Annotated in this window: 12 protein-coding genes; 5 read left to right on the forward strand and 7 right to left on the reverse strand. The window is 63.8% G+C overall.

Annotation, left to right across the window (positions count from 1 at the left end):
• The first annotated feature begins 32 nt into the window (after positions 1-32).
• The 3 genes from mmsB to IEX41_RS12360 all read left to right on the forward strand — a co-directional run bounded on the left by mmsB (position 33) and on the right by IEX41_RS12360 (position 3,153).
• The gene (gene mmsB, locus IEX41_RS12350) at positions 33-905 is read left to right on the forward strand and encodes a 3-hydroxyisobutyrate dehydrogenase (RefSeq protein ID WP_188790567.1); all 873 of its coding nucleotides are present in this window, start codon (positions 33-35) and stop codon (positions 903-905) included.
• Between the two features lie 133 nt (positions 906-1,038).
• Complete coding sequence (locus tag IEX41_RS12355; RefSeq protein ID WP_188790568.1) at positions 1,039-1,665, forward strand: DsbA family oxidoreductase; 627 nt, start codon at positions 1,039-1,041, stop codon at positions 1,663-1,665.
• Between the two features lie 282 nt (positions 1,666-1,947).
• A complete protein-coding gene (locus tag IEX41_RS12360; RefSeq protein ID WP_188790569.1) occupies positions 1,948-3,153 on the forward strand; it encodes a multidrug effflux MFS transporter in 1,206 nt (401 codons plus the stop codon).
• A 214-nt stretch (positions 3,154-3,367) separates the two neighbouring features.
• Here the strand turns inward: IEX41_RS12360 and IEX41_RS12365 are convergent, their stop codons facing one another.
• Both IEX41_RS12365 and IEX41_RS12370 read right to left on the reverse strand, forming a co-directional pair.
• Complete coding sequence (locus IEX41_RS12365; protein ID WP_188790570.1) at positions 3,368-4,045, reverse strand: hypothetical protein; 678 nt, start codon at positions 4,043-4,045, stop codon at positions 3,368-3,370.
• Between the two features lie 111 nt (positions 4,046-4,156).
• A complete protein-coding gene (locus IEX41_RS12370) occupies positions 4,157-4,303 on the reverse strand; it encodes a hypothetical protein (protein WP_188790571.1) in 147 nt (48 codons plus the stop codon).
• Positions 4,304-4,473: 170 nt separating this feature from the next.
• Here IEX41_RS12370 and IEX41_RS12375 point away from each other — a divergent pair, with 170 nt between their 5' ends.
• Both IEX41_RS12375 and IEX41_RS12380 read left to right on the forward strand, forming a co-directional pair.
• On the forward strand, positions 4,474-5,688 hold the full coding sequence (locus IEX41_RS12375; RefSeq protein WP_188790572.1) for an NADP-dependent isocitrate dehydrogenase: 1,215 nt from the start codon (positions 4,474-4,476) through the stop codon (positions 5,686-5,688).
• A 193-nt stretch (positions 5,689-5,881) separates the two neighbouring features.
• Entirely contained in the window at positions 5,882-6,499 is a 618-nt protein-coding gene (locus IEX41_RS12380; RefSeq protein ID WP_188790573.1) for a YitT family protein, read from the forward strand.
• Positions 6,500-6,571: 72 nt separating this feature from the next.
• Here IEX41_RS12380 and IEX41_RS12385 read toward each other — a convergent pair whose 3' ends face one another.
• The 5 genes from IEX41_RS12385 to IEX41_RS12405 form a co-directional block, all read right to left on the reverse strand.
• The gene (locus IEX41_RS12385; protein WP_188790574.1) at positions 6,572-7,465 is read right to left on the reverse strand and encodes a fructose bisphosphate aldolase; all 894 of its coding nucleotides are present in this window, start codon (positions 7,463-7,465) and stop codon (positions 6,572-6,574) included.
• Positions 7,466-7,569: 104 nt separating this feature from the next.
• Positions 7,570-8,922: a cytochrome P450 gene (locus tag IEX41_RS12390; protein WP_188790575.1), complete on the reverse strand. Its 1,353-nt coding sequence runs from the start codon at positions 8,920-8,922 to the stop codon at positions 7,570-7,572.
• On the reverse strand, positions 8,919-10,157 hold the full coding sequence (locus IEX41_RS12395; protein WP_188790576.1) for a hypothetical protein: 1,239 nt from the start codon (positions 10,155-10,157) through the stop codon (positions 8,919-8,921). The genes IEX41_RS12390 and IEX41_RS12395 overlap by 4 nt, the downstream gene beginning before the upstream one ends.
• Positions 10,158-10,249: 92 nt before the next feature.
• A complete protein-coding gene (locus IEX41_RS12400) occupies positions 10,250-11,002 on the reverse strand; it encodes a cytochrome c biogenesis CcdA family protein (RefSeq protein WP_188790577.1) in 753 nt (250 codons plus the stop codon).
• 507 nt (positions 11,003-11,509) lie between these two features.
• The gene (locus IEX41_RS12405) at positions 11,510-14,374 is read right to left on the reverse strand and encodes an Rne/Rng family ribonuclease (protein ID WP_188790578.1); all 2,865 of its coding nucleotides are present in this window, start codon (positions 14,372-14,374) and stop codon (positions 11,510-11,512) included.
• Positions 14,375-14,464 lie beyond the last annotated feature (90 nt).

Below are 14,464 nucleotides of genomic sequence, written 5' to 3' on the forward strand. Positions count from 1 at the left end.
GCAACCATGGCTTAGGGAGAGGACCTCAGAGCATGAAGATCGCATTCATCGGGCTTGGCAACATGGGAGCCCCCATGGCCCGGAACCTTGCCGCCGCCGGCCACGAGGTCACCGGCTTCGACACTGCAGGCACCAGCGCAGAAGGCGTCACGGCAGCAGGCTCGGCCATCGAGGCCGTGAGCGGCGCCGAGATTGTCATTACCATGCTGCCCAGCGGCGCCATCCTGCGCGCCGTTGCCGATGAGATCCTGCCCGCCATAGCCCCCGGTGCGGTCCTTTTGGATTGCTCGACCGTCGACGTGGACAGTGCCCGCGACGTGGCTGCACTGGCCCAAGCGCGTGGGCTCGGAGCGCTTGACGCACCGGTGTCGGGCGGTATCGGCGGCGCAGCGGCAGGCACGCTGACATTCATGGTTGGCGGCAGCGACGACGCCTTCGCCCGCGCCGCGCCTCTTTTCGAGATCATGGGGCAGAAGGCTGTCCACTGCGGCCCCTCCGGCAATGGACAGGCGGCGAAGATCTGCAACAACATGATCCTCGGGGTCACCATGATTGCCACATGCGAAGCCTTCGCATTGGCTGACAAACTTGGCCTGTCGCGCGAGGCGATGTTCGATGTCGTCTCCACATCGTCCGGGTACAGCTGGTCAATGAACGCGTATTGCCCCGCGCCCGGCGTGGGACCGGCTTCGCCCGCCGACAACGACTACACCCCCGGCTTTGCCGCAGAACTCATGCTCAAGGATCTCGGCCTGTCCCAACAGGCGGCCACGGCGGCGGACGCTGACACTCCGATGGGGGCACGCGCGCTCGAGCTCTACCGCAGTTTCGTCGAAGACGAGAACGGCCGCGGCAAAGATTTCTCGGCCATGCTGCCACGATTTGAGAGCCGGCGCCGCGATTGAACAGCCCCGCAAGGTAGGCTCGGGCGGACGGGCGGCGTCCGAGCCCGGGCGCTATGGGCGGGAGCCGTTCGGGATATCCGGTCGCACACCGGCCACGGGGCTGCTAAGACTCCCCGAAAAGGAGCCTTCGCGCATGGTAACGCTCGACATTTTCTCGGACCCGATCTGCCCATGGTGCTATATCGGCAAGGCGCAGCTGGACGCGGCGCTGCTCGACGCACCGGACCACCCGTTCCAGATGCGTTGGCGGCCTTTCATGCTCAACCCGGACATGCCCGCCGAGGGCATGGACCGTCGTGCCTATCTCGAGACCAAGTTCGGCGGTCAGAAGGGTGCGGTGGACGCCTACATGCCCATCTCGGAGCATGCGGCGCAAGCCGGGGTCGAGATCAACCTCGACGCCATTTCTCGGACGCCCTCAACGGTCGATGCCCACCGGCTGATCCACTGGGCCGGGATCGAGGGCGTGCAGCAGGCGGTGATCTCGGCACTTTTCAGGGCCTATTTCGTCGACGGGCGCGACATCGGGGACACCGAGATACTGGGGGACATCGCCGATGCCTGCGGCCTTGATGCCAGCCTCGTGCAGCGGTTGCTGCGCTCGGATGCGGACAGGCGCGAGATTTTCGAGATGGATGCCGCCGCGCGCGGGATGGGTGTAACCTCGGTCCCCACCTTCGTGGTTGCGGGTCAGCATGCGGTGCCCGGAGCCCAGCCGCCCGCCCTTTGGGCCCGCGTCATCGACGAACTCAAGGCGTAGGGCAACGTCGGCTGAGCGGCCAGGACCGGTCTGATGCACCTTCTGGCGGGGCTTGCGCTCGGCCTTTTCAAAACCGATAGTATGCGAACAAATCTGGCAAACGGGCGCGTCAAGGTGCGGGCATGCTTTACACGCATACCGAACTTGTAGGCGCGCAACCGCCCTCCAAGGTGGTTGTGCGACAACGGCAGTTTCCGATAGCCGGTCAAGAAGCTGCAATCGCTTTCCAATACCATAATCCGGCAGGGACGGCCCTATCGTCCTGCCGCATCGGAGTCCGTCATGAAGTCTGTCCCGGGTCGTGCCGAATTCATCGCCCTGCTGGCGATGCTGTTCGCCACCATTGCCTTTTCCATCGACGCGATGCTTCCCGCCCTGCCCCAGATCGGCGCAGAGCTGACGCCTGACGACATCAACCGGGCGCAGCTGGTGGTCACCAGCTTCGTCTTTGGCATGGGCGTTGGGACATTCTTTACCGGCCCGCTGTCGGACACCTTTGGGCGAAAGCCCGTGATCCTCGCGGGCATCGCGCTCTATATCGCGATGTCCTTGCTGGCGGCATCGGAAGAATCGCTCGAAATGCTACTGATGGCGCGGTTCTTTCAGGGCCTGGGGGCCGCCGGCCCTCGGGTGGTGGCGCTAGCCATCGTGCGCGATCTGCACGCCGGGCGTGAAATGGCGCGTATCATGTCCTTCGTCATGATGATCTTTACCATCTTCCCGGCCCTTGCCCCTTCTCTAGGAGCGGTCATCATCTCGGTCGCCGGCTGGCGGGGCATCTTCTGGGCATTTGTCGTATTTTCGGCGATCTCGGCCACCTGGCTGACCCTGCGCCTGCCTGAAACCCATCCACGCGCCAACCGCCGGCCGTTCAGCTTCGCAGCCCTCGGCGCCGCGTTGAAAGAGCTGTTAGGGCACCCGGTCGTTCGTATCTCGATCGCGGTGCAGGCGCTGATCTTCGCCATGCTGTTCTCGATGATCTCGAGCATCCAGCAGATCTATGACATCAGCTTCGGACAGGCCGAGCATTTCCCGCTCTGGTTCGGAGGCGTCGCAATCCTTGCGGCGTCAGGGAGCGTGCTGAACGCAAAGCTGGTGGGCCGGCTCGGGATGCGTTTCATGGTGACGGCGATGCTCACGGCACAGGTAGGCCTTGCGGGGGTCGCGCTACTGCTGTTTTCCTCCGGAGCGCAAGGAGCGCTTGGCTTCGGCGTCTTCTTGGTGTGGCAGCTTTCAGTGTTCTTTCAGATGGGTCTGACCGTCGGCAACATCAACGCCATCGCCATGGAGCCGGTAGGCCATATCGCGGGGCTTGCGGCATCGGTGATTGGGGCTGTTGCCACGGTCCTGGCGGTGGTGATCGCCGTGCCCAACGGCTTGATGTTCAATGGAACCCCCATTCCGCTTGCTGCCGGCATCTTCATCGAGGCCGCGCTGGCCCTCATCTTGATGCGGCGCCTTGCACGGATCGAAGACCGCGACGCATGACACCATCCCGCACCGCGCTCAGGCGCGGCATTTGTCGGCGCTTGTCGGCGTGGTGCGGAGGCTGAACGAGCTCATCTCGATGAGCATTCTCTGGGCATGGTCCCGCAGGCGCATGGTGTTGATCGCATCGGATGTCACGCCACCACCCTGTTCGGCGCTCTGCATCCAAGCAGCGTACGGTCACACGCCGTGCCAGCCTGTCCGAAAGGTCCGTTCAGGCGTTGGTGATGGCGCTCACCGCAGGGGTGGCCCGACTCAGCACATGGGCTTGGCGTTGGCTGCGGCTGGACATGTCGCCAGTGGCAGCCTCAAGCGCATTGGTATTCATTTCGAAGGGACGGGCCTTGCCGTCCGTGCGCCACAACGTGTCCCACCAGTCGGCCAATCGCCCTGTTGAAATCAAGGGGCATGTCCTCGAAGCATCCTGTAACGCGGTCGTGCGTGACGCAATCGAGATTTCGCAGCGCAGATTGCGACAAAGCCAGCCCCGAACAACATTGCGAGCATCCGGCCAAGGATTGAGATCCCCGCGGGCATGATAAAGTTCAGCATGTGGGTGTCGATCTGCCATGGCTGCGTCTGGAAACTCGCAATCAGGATCATCGTCTCGGTCGGTACCGAGGCGGCCAGAACCTGATCGCGCCTCCCCCTTTGCAGCCTTTGGGACAGCAGCGCCAGGCCACGGCAGGCGACGCCCCCCGCGCGTTCCTGGCGGAGTCCAGCGTTCAAAGTACGGGTCGGTGTCCAGCTGCGTCGGCAATGGCATCACGCCAAGCAGGAAAGTCAGCGCAGCTTCTTTGAGCTGGCGGATCCTGAAGACCAGCGATCTGATCGTCGGGAAACTCGAAACAAGAATGCCATCGCGCGGCTCATGGATGGTACGGGCACCCAAGTGTGGTGGAAAATCCACCGGCGGCTTACCCCGAGCCGTCCAACGCCCCCCTAAGGCGACAAGCGACGGCTCCACAGGCTCCCGAGCTCCGGACAGGATGATCTCGTCGACCTACCCTCTCCCCGGCAGAACCGCCGCGAGCTCCGGCTGCCCGGCCTCCTGCGCCGCCGGACCCAGAGCAGCGGCGAAGGTGATCGCGATTCCCGTCACGAGCATGACAACGAAGAGCGCGACATCGAAATACATACGGACATGCATGGACATGACGCCTTTGTACCGCTCGTTTCCTTTCCAGCCCCTTACGCGATGCTCAATTTTTCGGCCTTCCCTCACGTTTATGGTATACCAGTGCATACAATACTTTTCCTTTATGCCTTTCTGGTCTACAGCGCTCACACTGCAATGGCGCAATCAGGAAAGGGAGCGGCATGTCGAAGATCAAGGTAGACAACCCGATCGTCGAGATGGACGGCGACGAGATGACCCGTATCATTTGGGATTTCATCAAGAAGAAGCTGATCCTGCCCTATCTCGACATAGATCTTCTGTACTACGATCTTGGCATCGAAAGCCGGGATGCCACCAGCGACCAGATCACCATCGACGCCGCCGAAAAGACGAAAGAGGTCGGTTGCGCGGTCAAATGCGCCACCATCACCCCCGACGAACAGCGCGTCGAGGAATTCGGCCTCAAGAAGATGTGGAAGTCACCCAACGGCACGATCCGCAACATCCTTGGCGGGGTGGTGTTCCGTCAGCCGATCATCTGCCGCAACGTGCCGCGGCTCGTGCCAGGCTGGACGCGCCCAGTGGTGATCGGGCGCCATGCTTTCGGCGACCAGTACAAGGCAACCGATTTCACCTTCCCCGGTTCGGGCAAACTGACGATGAAATTCGTCGGAGATGACGGCACGGTGATCGAGAAAGAGGTTTATGACGCGCCCTCCGCCGGGGTCTACCAGGCGATGTACAACCTTGATTCGTCGATTATCGACTTTGCCCGGGCGTCGTTCAACTACGGCTTGAACCTCGGCTGGCCGGTGTACCTGTCCACCAAGAACACCATTCTCAAGGCCTACGACGGGCGCTTCAAGGACCTGTTCCAGCAGGTGTTCGACGAGGAGTTTGCCGATGCCTTCAAGAAGAAGGGCATCTGGTACGAACACCGTCTGATCGACGACATGGTCGCCTGCTGCATGAAGTGGAATGGCGGCTTCGTCTGGGCCTGCAAAAACTACGACGGCGACGTGCAGTCCGATACCGTGGCACAGGGCTTCGGCTCGCTGGGGCTGATGACCTCGCAGCTGATGACCCCCGATGGCAAGATCGTCGAGGCCGAGGCTGCTCACGGCACCGTCACGCGCCACTATCGCCAGCACCAGGAGGGCAAGTCGACCTCGACCAACTCCATCGCGTCGATCTTCGCCTGGACCGGAGGGCTCAAGCATCGCGCAAAGCTTGACGACAACCAGAAGCTCATGGAGTTCGCGACGACACTCGAGAAGGTCATCGTGTCCACCGTGGAAGACGGCTGGATGACCAAGGACCTCGCGCTGCTCGTGGGGCCGGATCAGAAGTGGCTGACCACCATGGGCTTCCTCGAGAAGATCGACGAGAACCTCAACAAGGCACTGGCAGGCTGAGCCGGGCAACAAATTCCTTTGAAAGGAATTTGCGGCCCTGATGGCTGAAGTTACGCGGGCGTGGGCAGAAGGGTCCGCGCCCGTTGCTATATTGCCGGATATGTAGGCGTAAACCAGTCGGGACGTCGTGTTCCGCAGGCTGCAATCACACTGGCGGATTGACCTTCAGAGAAAAGGTCAGCATCACTGCCTCATGCAGATTCTGGGATCCCCTCCACCCGACAGGCACACGCTCTGGGAAGACGTCCACGGCATTCTCGTGGGCACGCTTCTCGTGGCCCTGTCGATCCAGTTCCTCCGGGCGACCGGGCTGTTCACCGGGCAAGTGGCGGGCCTTGCGCTCGTGCTGTCCTACCCCACAGGTTTGCCCTTCGGTCTGCTGTTCTTTTGTATCAATCTGCCGTTCTACTTCTTGGCGGTGAAGCAGCTGGGCTGGAGGTTCACAATCAAGAGCTTCGTGTCGGTGCTGCTCATGTCGGCCATGGCGGACAGCCTGCCACTGGTCATGACACTGGATGTTCCTGAATGGCTCGGGGCGATCATGTTCGGCGTGCTGTCGGGCATCGGCCTGCTGTCGCTGTTCCGGCACGGGGCAACGCTGGGCGGCGTGGGGATCGTGGCGCTGTGGCTGCAGGACACGCGGGGGATCAAGGCAGGCTACATCCAGCTTGGCTTTGATCTGTGCGTTTTCCTCGTAGCCCTGACGCTGTTCGACTGGGACCGCGTGGCGTGGTCACTCCTGGGGGCCGTGATCCTGAACGCACTTATCACCATCAATCACCGCAGGGATCGCTATATCGCGCGATCCTGAGGGCGGTAAATTGCGTATTTGGAAAGAGAAGAAGCGCAGCCCCGCGCGATAGGGACTGCGCCTGCGCCAGGCTCAGAGCGAGGCTTCGTAGATCTTGGTGATGTTGGCACCAAGCGCGGCATCGAAGTCGCTGTCCGCCTGCTTCTTCAACAGGCCCTCGGCCAGGGCACGGCTGAAGGACGCGATCATCTTCGGCTGCTTCGCCAGCTTTTCGCAGGCCACATCGGTGGAGTAGCCGCCCGACAGCGCAACGACACGGACGACGCGGGGGTGATCGGCGAGGCTGTCATAAAGGCCGTCCACGGTCGGGATCGTCAGCTTCAGCATGACGTCATCGCCCTCGGGCAGCGTGTCGAGCTGGGCGGCGATCTCGGCCTTGAGCATCTCTTCGGCCTCGGCCTTAGTGGTGGAATTGATGTCCACCTCGGGCTCAATGATGGGCACGAGGCCAGCGGCGATCACGGTGCGGCCAACCTCGAACTGCTGCGCGACGACGGCCTTGATGCCAGCCTCGTTGGCGGCGTGGATGACCGAGCGTTCCTTGGTTCCAAAGATGCCGAACGTCTCTTTCGCTTCTTTCAGAAGCTCTTCGAGGCCCGGCATCGGCTTCATCACCTGCACGTCGTTTTCCTTGTCGGCAAGGCCCTTGTCGATCTTGAGGATCGGCACGACACCGCGCTTTTCCCACAGGTACTGGCCGGTGGGGATACCCTCGATCTCGGCGCGCATGGTGCGCTCGAAGAGGATTGCGCCCAGCACCTTGTCCGAGGTGAAGTCCGGCGCCGTGATGATGCGGGTGCGCATCTTGTGGATCTCGCCGTACATCTCGGCTTCGCCGTCGTATTCGTCTTCCTCAACGCCGTAGAGCTTGAGGGCCTTGGGGGTCGAGCCACCGGACTGATCGAGCGCGGCGATGAAGCCCTTGCCCGTCGCCATCCTCGCCTTCTGCTCTTCAAAAACGCTCATCTGGACTCTCGCTCCCGTGCTGGAAATGTCTTTCGGGACAAGGCTTAAAGCATGGTTTCAACGTTGGATAGATGCGCCTGCCGGGTTTAACGCTAACGCGAGCGCTAGCGTTTTTCGACGCGCAACTCTATGCCATTTTGCGCCCTCACGGTGAGAAATGCCACCGGGCGCGGCACCTTGTCGGGAAACGCTCTGAGCCGGAAGTCGCGCAGGATGAGCGCCAACATCAACACCCCTTCGGCCATGGCAAAGCCCGCCCCGGTGCAGACCCGAGCGCCGCTCGAGAACGGCATGTAGGCCTCGCGCAGGCAGGCCCGGCCATTTTCGGTGGCAAAGCGCCCGGGATTGAAGCTGTCAGGATCATCCCAGAGCCGCTCGTGCCGGTGCTGGTGCCACGGGCTCAGCACCACTTGGGCCCCCTTCGGCACGTCGCGGTTGCGGAAGCGCTCAGGGCGAGTGGTTTCGCGCACCATCATCGGCACCGGGGGGTAAAGACGCAGCGTCTCGCGGAAGACATCACGGGTGACGCGTAGCTTCGACAGGTCCGAGAACTGTGGGTCGTGGCCGAGCGCCGCGCCCTCTTCCGCAATACGTTCCTGCCACTCGGGATGCGTCGCCACGAGGTAAAGCGCCCAGGCGAGGGCCGAGGCACTGGTTTCGTGCCCGGCAAGGAAGAAGATGGCCACCTGGTCCACCATCTCCTCGGCGGTGAACGTCTCGCCGGTCTCAGGGTCGCGGGTTGTCATGATCTTGGTGGCAAGATCGTCGGGGGCGGTGCCCGCCGCGATCTCCGCCATGCGGGCCTCGGTCAGTTGGGTGATGAGGCCGCGGATGCGGGCGGCGCTGGCGCGGGTGTCTCTGCGGTGCAGGCGCGGCAGCCAGCGCGGCAGCGGCACGAAGGCAGCCACGTTCAGGATGGGCTGACTGCGCTGGTAGTCGCGAAATTCATGGAATACGCGGGATGCAAGCCGGTCCTCGATGGGCAACGAGAACAGGGTGCGGAATATGATGTCGGCGGCGGCGTGGCTGGTCTGTTCCTCGATCTCGACCACGCCGCCTGCGCCCTGCCCCAGCCGCGCCACCGCTGCGCGGCTGGCATCGAGCATGGCTGGGAAGGTCTCGCGCAGGCGCCCCCCCTCAAAGGCCGGGTCGATGATCCGCCGCTGGCGCTGCCACTGCGCACCGTTGGTCAGGAACACTGACTCCCCCAGCAGGGGTCGCAGCCCTTCGGAGATGCGGGCAGATTTCGGGAAATCGAGCGGCCTCTCCTTCAGCACCGTCTTCACCAGTGCAGGATCGTTGACCATGTAGGACCGGAAGAACGGCGTGCGGAATTCGGCCATCCATGCCCGGTAGAGCCGCGCCGGCTGGGCCGACAGGATGTCCTGCCGGAACAGCCTGAGGTAGCGCAGCAGCGACACCCGGTCCGGGCGCGACGGGGGCTTGGGCGGGATCACGGCGCCACCGAGGTGAATTTCGACACCGGCACGTCGATGCGGCTGCCAGATGGAGGGCGCTCTGAGTAACGCGTGCCGAGGGTCAGTGGCCCAGCGGTGATACGGAAGTAATCGTAGTCGAGCGGTGCGTCGAAGGCACACAGATACTGGAAATGCAGGCGGAAAAAGCGCCAGCGCAGCTGTTTCCAGCGCGCGGGACTCAAGGACTTGGTGAACTGGGCCGAGAACACCAGCGGCCAGCGCTTGTCCTCTGGCGCAACGCCGCTCACCGTGACCGGATCGCACAACGCGAAAGCGCAGCCGTCGCCGGGGGCAGTCACATCGACCCATGTGAGCTCGTCGCGCGCCGACAGGTAGGCGAGGTCCGCCCGCAGGCGCCATGCGCCGCGCAGGAAGGACACCATGGGCACGACCTGCCCGAGGCTCAGGAAGGACAACTTCGGCCCCGTGGCAGGCACCCTGCCCGACCGGATGAGATCCGCGAGGATCGACACCCCCAGATGCGCCCCCGAGCTGTGGCCGACCACCAGCACCTCGTCCGCGTCGCTCGCAAGCGCCTCGGCGATGATCGCGGCAAACTGCGCCATGCGCGTCTCAAGCTCGGGCGGGTTGGCACCTTTGTGCCTCGCGGAATAGGCGTAGTCGTGCATGAGGTAATAGGCAAACAGCTTGCCGTCGCGGGCCTTGAACCAGCGCAGGACCAGCCCCACCACGACGGCCCAGAGCGCTGCCCCGATGATTGGCGCGGCGATGCCGATCCATGGGCTGGCGAGCGACGCGATCCCGAACGCGGCCCATCCCAGCAGCACCGCCAGAACCAGTTGCGCCAGCAGCATCCCCACCGGGTAGAGCGCCGCGATCACCGGCCCCTTGCGCAGCCGCATGAGCCGCCGCAGCGCGCCGGTGGCGATGTATTCCCACGCGGTCAGAAGCAGTTGCAGGTAGGTTGCGGGGATGGTGCCTGACATGGAGCCGCGCACGATGTCGGACCAGACCAGCACCTGCACCTCGGCCTCGACCTCGACCTCGGCGCCCTCCTGCCGCGAGGACACCGCCCAGCCATAGGGCCCGCTGCCCTGCCGGGGCCGCAGGTCCAGATCATAGCCAGAGATCGCCGCCTGTGCGGCCCCTTCCTTGCGGTAGAGCTCGCGGTAGCGGCGGGGGTGTATGGGATCGTAGCCGGGGATGTAGAACACCTTGCGGTGGCTCACCTCCTGGCGCTGCGCCGCCTCCATGCCGATTGCCTGCCTGTCCTGCCCGTGTTGCGGACAATCTTAACCGATCATCCCGGCAAGAACAGGGCGCGAATTGGCCCCCTTCGAGGATCTCAGCCCAGTTGGCCCAGTGAGGGGAAGGTTTCAAGCAGCCAGAAGGAGAAGGCCGAGAACGCTCCCGTCAGCAGCGCCAGACCCACGGCGATCAGCAGCACACCCATGACCCGCTCGATCATCTTCATGTGCCGTTTGATGCGGTTCATGAAGCCGATGGCGCGGGTCAGGAACACCGCCGCAAGCAGGAACGGCAGGCCCAGCCCGCCAGCGTAGACCGCCAGCAGCAGGGTGCCGCGGGTCACCGACGCCTCGGAGGCGGCCATGGACAGGATCGCGCCCAGTTGCGGGCCGATGCAAGGGGTCCAGCCGAAAGCGAAGGCAAGACCCAGCACATAGGCCCCGAAGGCCGAGCCACCGGTTTCTCCGGTTTCGATCCGCGCCTCGCGATCCAGGAACGGGATACGGAAGACATGCAGGAAATGAAGCCCAAAGATGATCACCACCACGCCCGAAATTCGGGCCAGAAGCAGTTGGTTCTGCAGGAAGAACGTTCCCAGCCACGACGCGGTGAAGCCCAGCAGCACGAAGACCGTGGAAAGCCCCAGCACGAAGAACACCGCAGCCATGACCGCCCGCAGCCGCGCCCGGCCGCCAGCCTGCATTTCCGACAGGCTGACCCCGGACATGAACGCGAGGTAAGGCGGCACGATGGGCAGCACACAAGGGCTGAGGAAAGAGATCACGCCCGCCAGCAGAGCCACGAAAATGGCCGGCGCAAGGCTGGCGTCGATGAGGTCAATTCCGAACATGGGCTTCGCATAGCCTAAAGTGTCAGGCCCGTCACCTGCGCTGACGTCACATCCCCGTGGACGGATTGGTACGTTGCCCCGCATGCGACATCCGCACCGCCGGTCCGGAGTGATATTGCGGCAAAGCGGCAGGGTCCGCGTCTCGGAGCGCGGCGGTGAATGACTGTCAAATCATTCCGGCCCGGCTGTCGCTGGCTTGGGATGGCGGGGGCTTCCACCCGAGAAACCGCGCGCATTCCGCCCCGACTACGGCGCAATTCGTCCCGAAGATCTTCGCACATCGGCGCTGGGACTCCGCGCGCCCATCCAGACAAACGCGGGATAGGCGGTTCGGCGGCGGACAAACCTCAGACCCGGCTGGGTGAACTATCGGGTGGCATCGCTACACAAGCCCATTCGGTAGGGCTGCGCCCAGCGATGTCTCATGGCCCCGCCCCAATCATCGATCGCAAATGAAAACGCCCCGGCCATGGGCCGGGGCGTTCCGTGATCATCATGCGGTAAAGCTCAGCCTACAGACCACCAACCGCGGCGCTTGGGCTTGTTCTCCGCCGGAGCGGGCTCGGCCGCCTCCTCCTCCGGCGCGACGGGGGCAACCGGTGCCTTGGCAGGCTCCGGGGCCGGTGCCTCTGCCGCGGGCCGGTCTTCGGACTGCGCAGGCTCTGCCTCGGAAGCCTGTTCTGCTACCGGAGCAGGTTCCGCTGCCGGGGCGGGTTCCTCGGCCGCAGGGGCCGGATCTTCGCTGGCAGCTGCGGGCTCGGCAACGGCTTTGGCCGCGGCAACGGTCTCGGCCACTTGTTTCGGAGCCGCCTCAACGACCTCGTCGGACACCACCGGTGCAACGACCTCCGGAGCGATCTCGGCGGCAACGGCGGCGTCCTCGACGGGCGCTGCCTCTTCGGAAACGGCAACCGTTTCTTCAGCGGCAGGGGTCTCGGGAGCGATGGCTTCGGCAACCGGAGCCCCGGTTACGTCAGCACCAGGTTCGGGGCCGACCTCGGGGGCCGCGTCGGTCGCGTCGGTCGGGGTCTCGTCGGTGGCCTTCTTGCGCGAGCGCGACCGCGAGCGGCTGCGCTTCCTCGGCTTTGCCTCTTCGCCGTCACCTTCGGCTGCGGCCTCGGAGTTGCCCTCCTGCGGTGCATCCCCGGTGGAAGCAGCCTCCGCCGGAGCGGCGTCTGCTGCCGGTGCGGTTTCGGAATCATCGGACCCGTTCTCGCCGTTCTCGTCACCGTTCTCGTCATTGTCCCGGTTCTTGGACCGCGAGCGGCGACGGCGGCGACGGCGCTTCTTGGGCTTATCGTCATCATCCGAGGGCGCGGACGGCGCGGTTTCCTGAACCACTTCTGCCTCGGGCTCGGCCTCGTACGCTTCGGGCGCCTCGTCCTCGTCCTCTTCGGCGTAGGTGCCGTCCTCGTCGATCTGGTCCATCAGCGAGGTATCCACAGACACAACCGGCGCGACGACCTCGGGGACACTGCGCGTGGCGGTCTTGAACTTCTCCATGGAGAAGTCCGGCGACACCAGCGCGGGATCACCTTCGATGCGCACGGCCATGCCGTAACGCGCCTCGATCATGGCGACATGTTCGCGCTTCTGGTTCATCAGGTAGTTGGCGATGCCCACCGGGCATTTCAGCAGAACCTCGCGCGACCGGCCACGAGTGCCTTCCTCTTCGACCTGGCGGAGGATGTTCAGCGCCATGTTGTCATCCGAGCGTACGAGTCCGGTGCCGTGGCACGCGTGGCAAGGCTGGGTCGTGGCCTCGATCATGCCGGGGCGCAGACGCTGGCGCGACATCTCGAGAAGGCCGAAGCCAGAGATCCGGCCCACCTGAATGCGGGCACGATCGGTCTTGAGCTTGTCCTTGATCTTCTTCTCGACGGCAGCGTTGTTCTTGCGCTCGTCCATGTCGATGAAGTCGATGACGATAAGGCCCGCAAGATCGCGCAGACGCAGCTGGCGGGCCACTTCTTCGGCAGCCTCAAGGTTGGTCTTGAGCGCGGTTTCCTCGATCGAGCCTTCCTTGGTGGCGCGGCCCGAGTTCACGTCGATAGCCACAAGCGCCTCGGTTACGCCGATCACGATGTAACCGCCGGACTTCAGCTGGACCGTCGGGTTGAACATCGACGACAGGTACGATTCCACCTGGTAGCGCGCAAACAGCGGCATCGTATCCACGTAGTGCTTCACGTTTTTCGCGTGGGACGGCATGATCATCTTCATGAAGTCCTTGGCGATGCGGTAGCCCTTTTCGCCTTCGACATGCACCTCGTCGATCTCGCGGTTATAGAGATCGCGGATCGAGCGCTTGATGAGGTCGCCCTCTTCATAGATCTTGGCCGGCGCGATGGATTTAAGCGTCAGCTCGCGGATCTGCTCCCACAGACGCTGCAGATATTCGTAATCGCGCTTGATCTCGGTTTTGGTGCGCTTGGCACCGGCGGTCCGGATGATCAGGCCCGCACCCTTGGGCACGTCGATCTCGGTCGCGATCTGCTTGAGCTTGGACCGGTCGGCAGCGTTGGTGATCTTGCGGGAAATGCCGCCACCGCGCGCGGTGTTGGGCATGAGCACGCAGTACCGGCCTGCGAGCGACAGGTAGGTGGTGAGGGCCGCGCCCTTGTTGCCACGTTCTTCCTTGACGACCTGGACCAGCAGGATCTGCCGGACCTTGACCACTTCCTGGATCTTATACTTGCGCGGACGCGGTTTGCGGGCCGGGCGGATCTCTTCCTCGGTGTCGTCATCGGCCACGGATTCGATGCTGTCATCGCCGTCCGAGATGTCGTCATCACCGTCGTCGTCATCGTTCTGACCGTTCCCGGCCGCAGGCGTCGTGTCCGCGGGCGCCGAAATGGCGGCGTCGGTCACTGCAGACGTTTCGGGCTGTGCCTCTTCGCCCTCGCCGAGGTCGATGGTCTCCATGCCACTGATGTCATCGGAGTCACCGGCGGCCTCGCCGGTCACGGTCTGATCGTCGGTCTTCGTCGTCTCTGCCTTGGAGCGCGAGCGCGACCGCGAACGGCTGCGACGGGACTTGGAGCGCTTTTCCTTGTCGTCCTCTTCGGCCTCGGCCTCGGCGGCAAGGGCAGCCTCTTCCTCCATCAGCGCCTGACGGTCGGCGACGGGGATCTGATAGTAATCGGGATGGATTTCCGAGAAGGCGAGGAAGCCGTGCCGGTTGCCGCCGTAATCGACGAAGGCCGCCTGAAGCGACGGTTCGACCCGGGTTACCTTTGCGAGGTAGATGTTGCCAGCAAGCTGGCGCTTGTTCTCGGACTCGAAGTCGAATTCCTCGACCTTGTTTCCGTCCACCACCACGACGCGGGTTTCCTCCGCGTGGGTGGCGTCGATGAGCATTTTCTTTGCCATGTTTTCCGTCTGCACGGCGCAAGCGCCCCTCCTCCCGGAGGGGGATGAAGAAGCGTTGCGGCGTGGCTTGTCTGGGCGAGTTGCGGCGCT

The sequence above is a fragment of the Salipiger pallidus genome (assembly GCF_014643635.1).
Taxonomy (GTDB): domain Bacteria; phylum Pseudomonadota; class Alphaproteobacteria; order Rhodobacterales; family Rhodobacteraceae; genus Salipiger; species Salipiger pallidus.

What these genes read in the sequence shown, in the direction of transcription:
- mmsB (WP_188790567.1), top strand. Translation starts at nt 33, where the DNA reads ATGAAGATCGCATTCATCGGGCTTGGCAACATGGGAGCCCCCATGGCC.
- IEX41_RS12355 (WP_188790568.1), top strand. Translation starts at nt 1,039, where the DNA reads ATGGTAACGCTCGACATTTTCTCGGACCCGATCTGCCCATGGTGCTAT.
- IEX41_RS12360 (WP_188790569.1), top strand. Translation starts at nt 1,948, where the DNA reads ATGAAGTCTGTCCCGGGTCGTGCCGAATTCATCGCCCTGCTGGCGATG.
- IEX41_RS12370 (WP_188790571.1), bottom strand. Translation starts at nt 4,303, where the DNA reads ATGCATGTCCGTATGTATTTCGATGTCGCGCTCTTCGTTGTCATGCTC.
- IEX41_RS12375 (WP_188790572.1), top strand. Translation starts at nt 4,474, where the DNA reads ATGTCGAAGATCAAGGTAGACAACCCGATCGTCGAGATGGACGGCGAC.
- IEX41_RS12380 (WP_188790573.1), top strand. Translation starts at nt 5,882, where the DNA reads ATGCAGATTCTGGGATCCCCTCCACCCGACAGGCACACGCTCTGGGAA.
- IEX41_RS12385 (WP_188790574.1), bottom strand. Translation starts at nt 7,465, where the DNA reads ATGAGCGTTTTTGAAGAGCAGAAGGCGAGGATGGCGACGGGCAAGGGC.
- IEX41_RS12395 (WP_188790576.1), bottom strand. Translation starts at nt 10,157, where the DNA reads ATGGAGGCGGCGCAGCGCCAGGAGGTGAGCCACCGCAAGGTGTTCTAC.
- IEX41_RS12400 (WP_188790577.1), bottom strand. Translation starts at nt 11,002, where the DNA reads ATGTTCGGAATTGACCTCATCGACGCCAGCCTTGCGCCGGCCATTTTC.
- IEX41_RS12405 (WP_188790578.1), bottom strand. Translation starts at nt 14,374, where the DNA reads ATGGCAAAGAAAATGCTCATCGACGCCACCCACGCGGAGGAAACCCGC.